The organism is Antarctobacter heliothermus (assembly GCF_900188425.1).
Classification (GTDB): domain Bacteria; phylum Pseudomonadota; class Alphaproteobacteria; order Rhodobacterales; family Rhodobacteraceae; genus Antarctobacter; species Antarctobacter heliothermus.
Genome location: NZ_FZON01000102.1, coordinates 1 through 7,459 on the forward strand (window position 1 = coordinate 1; position 7,459 = coordinate 7,459).

The following is a 7,459-nucleotide window of genomic DNA, read 5'->3' on the forward strand; positions in this document are numbered from 1 at the left end:
CGCTTGGGCTTCCGCGCGTTTGTCGCCAGCATCTCGTCGAGTTCGTCCTTCCAAGGACCGATCTTCGGCTGCGGCTGGACGGTCCGCTCGTAGGTGTGCTCGGTCGCACCGGACCGGATCACCTTGCGCACCGTGTTCCGTGAAATCCGCAGTTCCCGGCAGATCTGCTTGATCGGCTTCTTGTCCTGAAAATACGCCCGACGGATCTTCGCAATCGTCTCCACAACCAACATCCCACACTGTGCTCCCCGATAGCCTCGGGAGCATCATCCACATCAGTGTAAGGGGGTCATTGTTGGACGCCGATCACCCCGTTACGGGGTCAAAATTGCATGCCTGTTCACAGCCCGCGATCCGAGCCTGCTCAACTCGGCGCGCGCCGCATCCGACAGCCCTGAAAACACAGGGAAGATGTCGAGCACCAGAAAGCCGCGATGGTATTCCAGCCGGTCGCCGGGAACGGCCTGCGCCACCCAGGCGCAGAACTCGATCTCGGACAGCGGTCGGCTGGCGCGAACCATGATGAAGGGTGTGGTTCCCATGAACATGATCTCCTCCTTTTCCCTCTACTCAGGCCGCCGCGACATCGTCCCAAGCGGGACCGAGACCGCTTCGGTGTCTTGGTTTGAGGCGTTGTGCTGGTCGTCCGGCTGGCCCGCTTCGGCGTCGGCGTAGACCGCTACGAGAGGCGTCCCATCCTGATGGGCACCGGCATTCTCGATGCGGTAGGCGCGCTGGTTTTTCAGGATTTCTGGCAGCTCCCACCGGCGGTAGAGGCCGGGGACGCGCTTGAGGTCTGCGGTCAAAAGGTCGGCTTTGCGGATCATGCTGGTCGACTTTCGGTTTGAGTTTGGGCGCGCGGTGGCGTCTGAATGGGAAAAGCCACCGCGCCGCAGGGATCGGGACATCGGATCAGAGAAATTCTTGCAGGGCGTCGCGCAGACGCCGGGTCGCCCGCTGATAGCGTTTGCGCGTCGCCGCCTCAGACAGCCCCAATTCGGTCGCGACCTCAGCCTGGGAGAAACCGTCGACAGCCACACGGATCACCAGATCTGCATCCCTTCCGATGATGCAGACGAGATCGCCGTGGAGCAGTGCGGGGCTGGCGTCGGCCGACAGCGCTTCACCGTCAGTCGGGATATCGTCGGGATCGATCTCGCTGCGCAGGCACTGGTGCCGGTCCTCGCGCTGACGCGTTCTGATCAGGTCGCGCTCGATGTTCCGCAGGATGGTTGCCGCGATCCAGTTGACCCGCTGCCGATCCAGACCCCGAATAGCCTCCGAGGCCCGTGCGAGGATTTCGGATGCAACCTCGTCGCCGGTGCCGATCCTGCGCCAGATCGATCTTCGCCGAACGGCATCCAGCCCCGGCCAGAGAGCCAGCAACATCAGCGTCAGGGCACAATCGGCGGTCTCGCCACCAGACTGCGCGACCCCGACCAGCGCGACCAGCAGCTGGTTTTTCTCGTCCGGCGCACGGCCACCGACGTGCAGCGTGTCCAGCAAAGCGGCGGGATCAGCGAAATGCGCGAGCAGTTCGCTGCTGTGCCGGATTGCATCGAAGGTGTGTTGAAAACCGAGAGTTGATGAAGAAAACATGAGGTGATCACGGATCTCGTGCCACGCGATAGACATTGGACGCCTGCCTTGCGGCCAGGCGTCCAGCGCCTTCTCAAAGCCAGGTCAGGACGTCGTGCGTCTCTGCGATTTCAGGAAATTGGTGAGATGCGCGCCTTAGCGCGCAGGTGATTGCGCCTGGTTCAGCGTTCCGCAGCCCCGACAGGTGGCCACGACCGGAAAGCCAACGAAATACTCGTGGCCCCGCGCGAAACGCAGGTGCATACGGCCGTCCCGGCAGGCCGGCCAGTTCTTGGTCTTGTAGCTCGGCGGGATCGGTCTGCTCATGCAGGACAGCTACCACGCTGGATTCACGAGATGAATCCCTCAACCAGCCTTTGCGCAACAAAGCCGCGTGACGCTCCAATCATTGCGGGGAAAGCTTCCGGATGAGTGGGCCTGCCAGCGCGAGTGGCTGCATGACAGGACGCAATAGGGCTTGCGGCAAAGATCGGGCAGGATGTAGGTTCTGGAAACCTAAGTATGGCGAAAGAGCTTCAAAACCAAAGAATTGCGCGTTGATCTGAGCCCATTTCTTTGACAGGCCATTAGCCTTGCGATGGCGTGTTGAAACCGGGCAAAGAAGATTGCGTATGAATGAGGCCGATACCTGCAGGAAATTCGTCGTCCCCAAGCTGCAGGCAGCGGGCTGGGATGATCGCCCGCACGCAATAAACGAGCAGAGAACTTTCACAGACGGCCGAGTGGTATTCATCGGCGGCAAGGCGCGCCGTGGGAAGCAGAAGCGCTCCGACTACCTGCTCCGATACAATCCAGATTTCCCGATAGCGGTTGTGGAGGCCAAGTCCCGTTACAGCCATGCGGCGGAAGGGCTTCAGCAAGCCAAGGAGTATGCCGAAATTCTCGGCCTTCGGTTTGCTTACTCCACCAATGGCATCGAAATCGTTGAATTCGACTATACAACTGGCATTGAGCGGACAATCGGGGATTTTCCACCGCCCGCTGATCTCTGGGCGCGTCTGCGTCGTGCAGAGGGTATCGTCGATGACGAGGTGGCGGAACGGCTGCTCACGCCCACGTTTCCTGACAGGTCGAAGCCGCTCCGCTACTATCAGGAAATCGCCGTCAACCGCGCCGTTCAGGCGGCGCTTCAGGGCAGGAAGCGGGCGCTCCTGACCTTGTGCACGGGGGCGGGCAAGACTGCTGTCGCCTTTCAGATTTGCTGGAAGCTCTGGTCGGCACGTTGGAATTCGAAGGGCGTCAACCGCAACCCGAAGATCCTGTTTCTCGCCGACCGAAACGTGCTGGTCGACGATCCAATGGCAAAGGATTTCAGCCCATTCGGCGATGCCCGACATAAAATCGCAGGCGGCGTCGCCGTCAAAAGCCGCGATGTGTATTTCGCAATCTATCAGTCTATCGCGCGAGACGAGAATCGTCCCGGCCTCTATCGCGAATATGCACGGGATTTTTTCGACCTCATCATAATCGACGAATGCCACCGGGGCAGCGCGCGTGACGACAGCAATTGGCGCGAGATTCTTGAGTGGTTCGCACCAGCAACCCAGATCGGCATGACGGCGACGCCGCGGCGCGAGGAAAACCTCGACACCTACAACTACTTCGGCGATCCACTTTACGAATACAGTCTCGCACAGGGCATCGCCGACGGCTTCCTCGCACCGTACCGCGTACACCGTGTCATCTCGGACTACGACGCCGCTGGTTGGCGCCCGACGCGGGGCGAACTCGACCGCTACGGACGCGAAATCCCTGATACCGAATATTCCACGCGAGACTTCGAGCGGGTCGTGGCGCTTCGTGCAAGGACGCAGGCCATCGCGAAACACTTGGCGGGCTTCATGGCGGAGACCGATCGCTTCGCCAAAACCATCGTCTTTTGCGTCGACCAGGAACACGCGCTCGAAATGCGCCAGGCGCTCGCCGCCTTAAACACCGATCTGGTGAAGGATCACCCCGACTATGTTTGCCGCGTCACGTCCGACGAGGGTGATGTTGGCAGCGCGCACCGGGCCAAGTTCCAGGACGTCGAAACCCAGACGCCGGTCATCCTCACCACGTCGCAGCTTTTGACCACCGGCGTCGATGCCCCGACCTGCAAGAACGTCGTGCTTGCCCGGGTGGTGGGCTCCATGCCGGAGTTCAAGCAGATCATCGGACGCGGCACGCGCCTCAGGGCCGATTATGGGAAGCTCGCCTTCAACATCATCGACTACACCGGCACTGCAACACGAATGTTTGCTGATCCAGCTTTCGACGGCGATCCCGTCCGCGAAGATGAAGCGGTGATCAATGCAGACGGTGACGTCGTTGAAGAGCGCGAGTTCGAGGAGACAGCGCTGGATCCCGACGACTTCCCGGATGTTCCGGATGGGCCAGCCGGTCTCGACGACGATCCAGAGGCTGGCCCCCGCAAATTCTATGTCGATGGCGGTGAGGTTTCGATTGTCCGGCACCTCGTATACGATCTTGACTCCGATGGACGGCAGCTCGCCTGCCGCCAGCTGACCGACTATACCGGCGACAAGGTCCGCACCCTGTACCCCAATGCCTCGGAACTGCGGAGAGACTGGCTTGACCCCGAGCGCCGGGCCGAGATCGTCGAACGGCTGGAGGAGAAAGGTATCGAGCTCGACTCCCTCGCCGATGCGGTCGGAAAGCCGGAGGCCGACCCGTTCGACCTTCTTTGCCATCTCGCCTACAACGCGCCCTTGCGCACCCGCCGTGAGCGTGCTGACCGCCTGCTGCACGAACAAGACGATTTTCTGGCCCGCTTCGGGCCCGAAGCCCGCGAAGTTCTGGATGCCGTACTCGAGAAATATGCCGAGCACGGCAGTGCCCAGTTCAAGCTGCCCGACTTGCTCGAAATCCCTCCATTCAACGAATGGGGTAATGTAATTGAAATTGCCGCCCGCTTCGGCGGCGGCAAGGAGTTGCGCAGCGCCGTTACCGAATTGCAGCGTCTACTCTACACCGCGTGAATTGAAGGAGTGCCACATTGGCCAAAACCGCCCGCAAGAAGGCTGCGCCGAAGCAATTGACCACTGCCCAGCGTCTCGACAGCATCATCAAGTCCGCGCGCAAGATCATGCGCAAGGACAAGGGGTTGAACGGCGATCTCGACCGCCTGCCAATGCTCACCTGGATTATGTTCCTGAAGTTCCTTGACGACATGGAGCGGATTGAGGAAGGGCGCGCGGATCTGGCGGGCAAGGACTATCGTTCAATCATCGAGGCACCGTATCGCTGGAGAGACTGGGCAGCGGACGCCGACGGCATCACTGGCCCGGACCTGCTGTCGTTCCTTGTCGCCGACGAAGCTGAGCGACCGGACGGCAGCCGTGGTCCCGGTCTGTTTGCCTACCTGCGCGCCCTGCGCGGTGACAATGGCCGACGCGAGCGGCGCGACGTGATCGCCACCGTCTTTCAAGGCTTCGCCAACCGCATGGAGAGCGGCTACCTTTTGCGAGACGTAGTGAACCTGATCGATGGCATCCACTTCGACTCGTCCGAAGAAGTCCATACGCTCGGCCGCCTTTACGAGACGCTGCTGCGCGAGATGCGCGACGCCGCTGGGGATTCGGGCGAGTTCTACACACCCCGGCCGGTGGTGCGCTTCATGGTCGAGGTCACGGACCCAAAACTCGGTGAGACCATCCTCGATCCAGCCTGCGGCACGGGCGGCTTCCTGACTGATTCCTACCTTCACCTTGAACGCCAGGCCGACACGGTCGAGAAGCATCGCATACTGCAGGAAGACAGCTTCTTCGGTGGCGAAGCCAAGTCGCTGCCGTTCCTGCTGTCCCAGCTCAACCTGCTGCTGCACGGTCTTCATGCCCCGCGGATCGATCCCGGCAATACTCTGCGTTTTCGTCTGGCGGAAATCGGCGAGGATCAGCGCGTCAACGTTATCCTGACAAACCCGCCCTTTGGCGGCGAAGAAGAGGCGGGCATCCTCAACAACTTCCCAGAGGATCGGCGCACGGCCGAGACTGCGCTTCTGTTCCTTCAGCTGATTATGCGGCGGTTGAAACGCGCCGGACGCGGGCGGGCGGCTGTCGTTGTCCCGCATGGCACACTGTTCGGCGATGGCATTTCAGCGCGGATCAAGGCCGACTTGTTGGAGAGATTCAATCTGCATACGGTGGTGCGTCTTCGTGACGGGGTGTTCGCGCCCTATACCGATATCCCGGCGAATCTGATTTTTTTCGACACCAGCGGGCCGACGAAAGACATCTGGTATTATGAACTGCCCCTGCCGGAAGGTCGCAAGAAATACTCAAAAACCGCGCCGATGGCTTATGAGGAATTCGGCGGCTGCCTTGAATGGTGGAACAATCGCGAAGAAAACGAGCGCGCCTGGAAGGTTTCTGCGGCTGATCTGATCCAGCGTGATGACCAAGATCGCGTCATGTCCTGCAATCTCGACATCAAGAATCCACATTCCGGCGAAGTTGCAGACCACCGCGCCCCTGCCGAAATTGTGGACGCTATTATCGACCAGGAGAAGCGGATCCTCGGCATCATGGACGAAATCAAGTCCGCCTTGGCGGAGCGTTCTTGATGGCGAAGACGATCAGCATTGATGAATTCCTGACCAAATCTGAAGATTGGGTGCTTGTTCAGCCGGATCAACGATACAAACAGATCACAGCCCGACTATGGGGGAAAGGTTTGAAGCTGCGCGGCGAAGTTCAGGGCTCAGCGATTGCAGCGGCAAAGCAGTACAAAGCCAAAGCAGGGCAGTTTTTGATTTCCAGAATTGACGCACGGCACGGTGCCTTTGGCATCGTCCCTGACAATCTCGACGGCGCCTTGGTCAGCAACGACTTTCCTTGTTTCGATATCGATTCATCAAAGGTGCTACCGCATTTTTTTGAATGGTATTCGCGCACCCCGGAATTCGTCGATCTCTGTCGTCGCGCAAGCGAGGGCTCGACAAATCGGGTTCGAATGAAAGAGAACAAGTTTCTGAAGATGTCCGTCCCGTTGCTCTCTATTTGTGAACAACGACAAATCTTGGCGCGGCTGGATCGAGTTGCAGATCTTATTGAGTTAGCGCGAAAACGTCTTGATGTAATTGCCAGTGATCGTCGCGCGCTTACGGTGGCCTTGGCGCGAAGGTCTGATCTTTCCAACGAGGAAAAACTCCAATCAGGATGGACACGAGTGACTCTTGACGATGTGCTGCGATTGGGCGCGGAACCAGTCCAGGTCTCACCAGATAGCTGCTATCCTAACCTAGGGATCTACAGCTACGCTCGCGGTGTTTTTGCGAAGCCGCCTATCGATGGCGCAGCTACGAGCGCACGGTTGCTGTATAAGGTGCGCGCGGGTCAATTCATCTATAGTAGGCTATTCGCTTTCGAGGGCGCTTTTACAATCGTCCCTGAAGAACTCGACGGGGCTTTCGTATCGAACGAGTTCCCGTCTTTCGATATCTTGCCAAGTAATGGAGCAGCGTTCCTACGTGCATATTTTTCGGACACTCGAACATGGCAAACCCTCCTGGCCGGAAGCCTTGGTCTGGCTTTGTTGCGCAAAGTCGGTAACGTCCGGAGTTCCCCTTTCCCCGGACGCAATTATCCCACAGGCTCTGTGACGGGTATGCCGAGCGCGGTGTAGCCGTTGAGCACGGCGGCGCGGATCTGAAGTTCGGCGACCTGACGATCGAAGTCGCGCGCCATGAGGCTCTGCCCCAGCAGCTTCACGCAATGCATCTTCGTCTCGGCGCGGCTTCGTCGGTGGTATCCGCTCCATTTTCTCCAGATGGCGCGGCCAAGGTATTTCGAAGCGCGCAGCGCCTCGTTCCGAGCGATAGCCCCTGCAGTCGATGGCTTCCACGGCTTGGCATTCTTGC

The 7,459-nt window shown here is 59.6% G+C and carries 7 protein-coding genes and 2 pseudogenes; 3 read left to right on the top strand and 6 right to left on the bottom strand.

All coding sequences use genetic code 11. The features are described 5' to 3' along the window. The 5 genes and pseudogenes from CHB90_RS24975 to CHB90_RS26700 all read right to left on the bottom strand — a co-directional run. Nucleotides 1-233: pseudogene (locus tag CHB90_RS24975) on the bottom strand (IS21 family transposase); the annotation flags it as partial. 81 nt (nucleotides 234-314) lie between these two features. Beyond that, complete coding sequence (locus CHB90_RS24980; protein ID WP_212591659.1) at nucleotides 315-542, bottom strand: hypothetical protein; 228 nt, start codon at nucleotides 540-542, stop codon at nucleotides 315-317. A gap of 24 nt (nucleotides 543-566) precedes the next feature. Beyond that, entirely contained in the window at nucleotides 567-827 is a 261-nt protein-coding gene (locus CHB90_RS24985; RefSeq protein WP_212591660.1) for a hypothetical protein, read from the bottom strand. Between the two features lie 85 nt (nucleotides 828-912). Continuing rightward, complete coding sequence (locus tag CHB90_RS24990; RefSeq protein WP_089280426.1) at nucleotides 913-1,635, bottom strand: RNA polymerase sigma factor; 723 nt, start codon at nucleotides 1,633-1,635, stop codon at nucleotides 913-915. Between the two features lie 99 nt (nucleotides 1,636-1,734). Further along, on the bottom strand, nucleotides 1,735-1,905 hold the full coding sequence (locus CHB90_RS26700) for a hypothetical protein (RefSeq protein WP_170941186.1): 171 nt from the start codon (nucleotides 1,903-1,905) through the stop codon (nucleotides 1,735-1,737). 305 nt (nucleotides 1,906-2,210) lie between these two features. Between CHB90_RS26700 and hsdR the strand changes: the two genes are divergently transcribed. The 3 genes from hsdR to CHB90_RS26385 are packed head-to-tail and all read left to right on the top strand — an operon-like array spanning nucleotide 2,211 to nucleotide 7,224. Next, on the top strand, nucleotides 2,211-4,580 hold the full coding sequence (gene hsdR, locus CHB90_RS24995; RefSeq protein ID WP_170941187.1) for an EcoAI/FtnUII family type I restriction enzme subunit R: 2,370 nt from the start codon (nucleotides 2,211-2,213) through the stop codon (nucleotides 4,578-4,580). Nucleotides 4,581-4,597: 17 nt separating this feature from the next. After that, complete coding sequence (locus tag CHB90_RS25000; RefSeq protein WP_212591661.1) at nucleotides 4,598-6,163, top strand: class I SAM-dependent DNA methyltransferase; 1,566 nt, start codon at nucleotides 4,598-4,600, stop codon at nucleotides 6,161-6,163. Next, nucleotides 6,163-7,224, top strand: a complete 1,062-nt coding sequence (locus CHB90_RS26385) for a restriction endonuclease subunit S domain-containing protein (RefSeq protein ID WP_141135977.1) — start codon at nucleotides 6,163-6,165, stop codon at nucleotides 7,222-7,224. The genes CHB90_RS25000 and CHB90_RS26385 overlap by 1 nt, the downstream gene beginning before the upstream one ends. On the opposite strand, the pseudogene CHB90_RS25005 reads toward CHB90_RS26385, so the two are convergent. Further along, a pseudogene (locus tag CHB90_RS25005) lies at nucleotides 7,182-7,459 on the bottom strand (IS5/IS1182 family transposase); the annotation flags it as partial. The gene CHB90_RS26385 and the pseudogene CHB90_RS25005 sit on opposite strands and share 43 nt — an antisense overlap.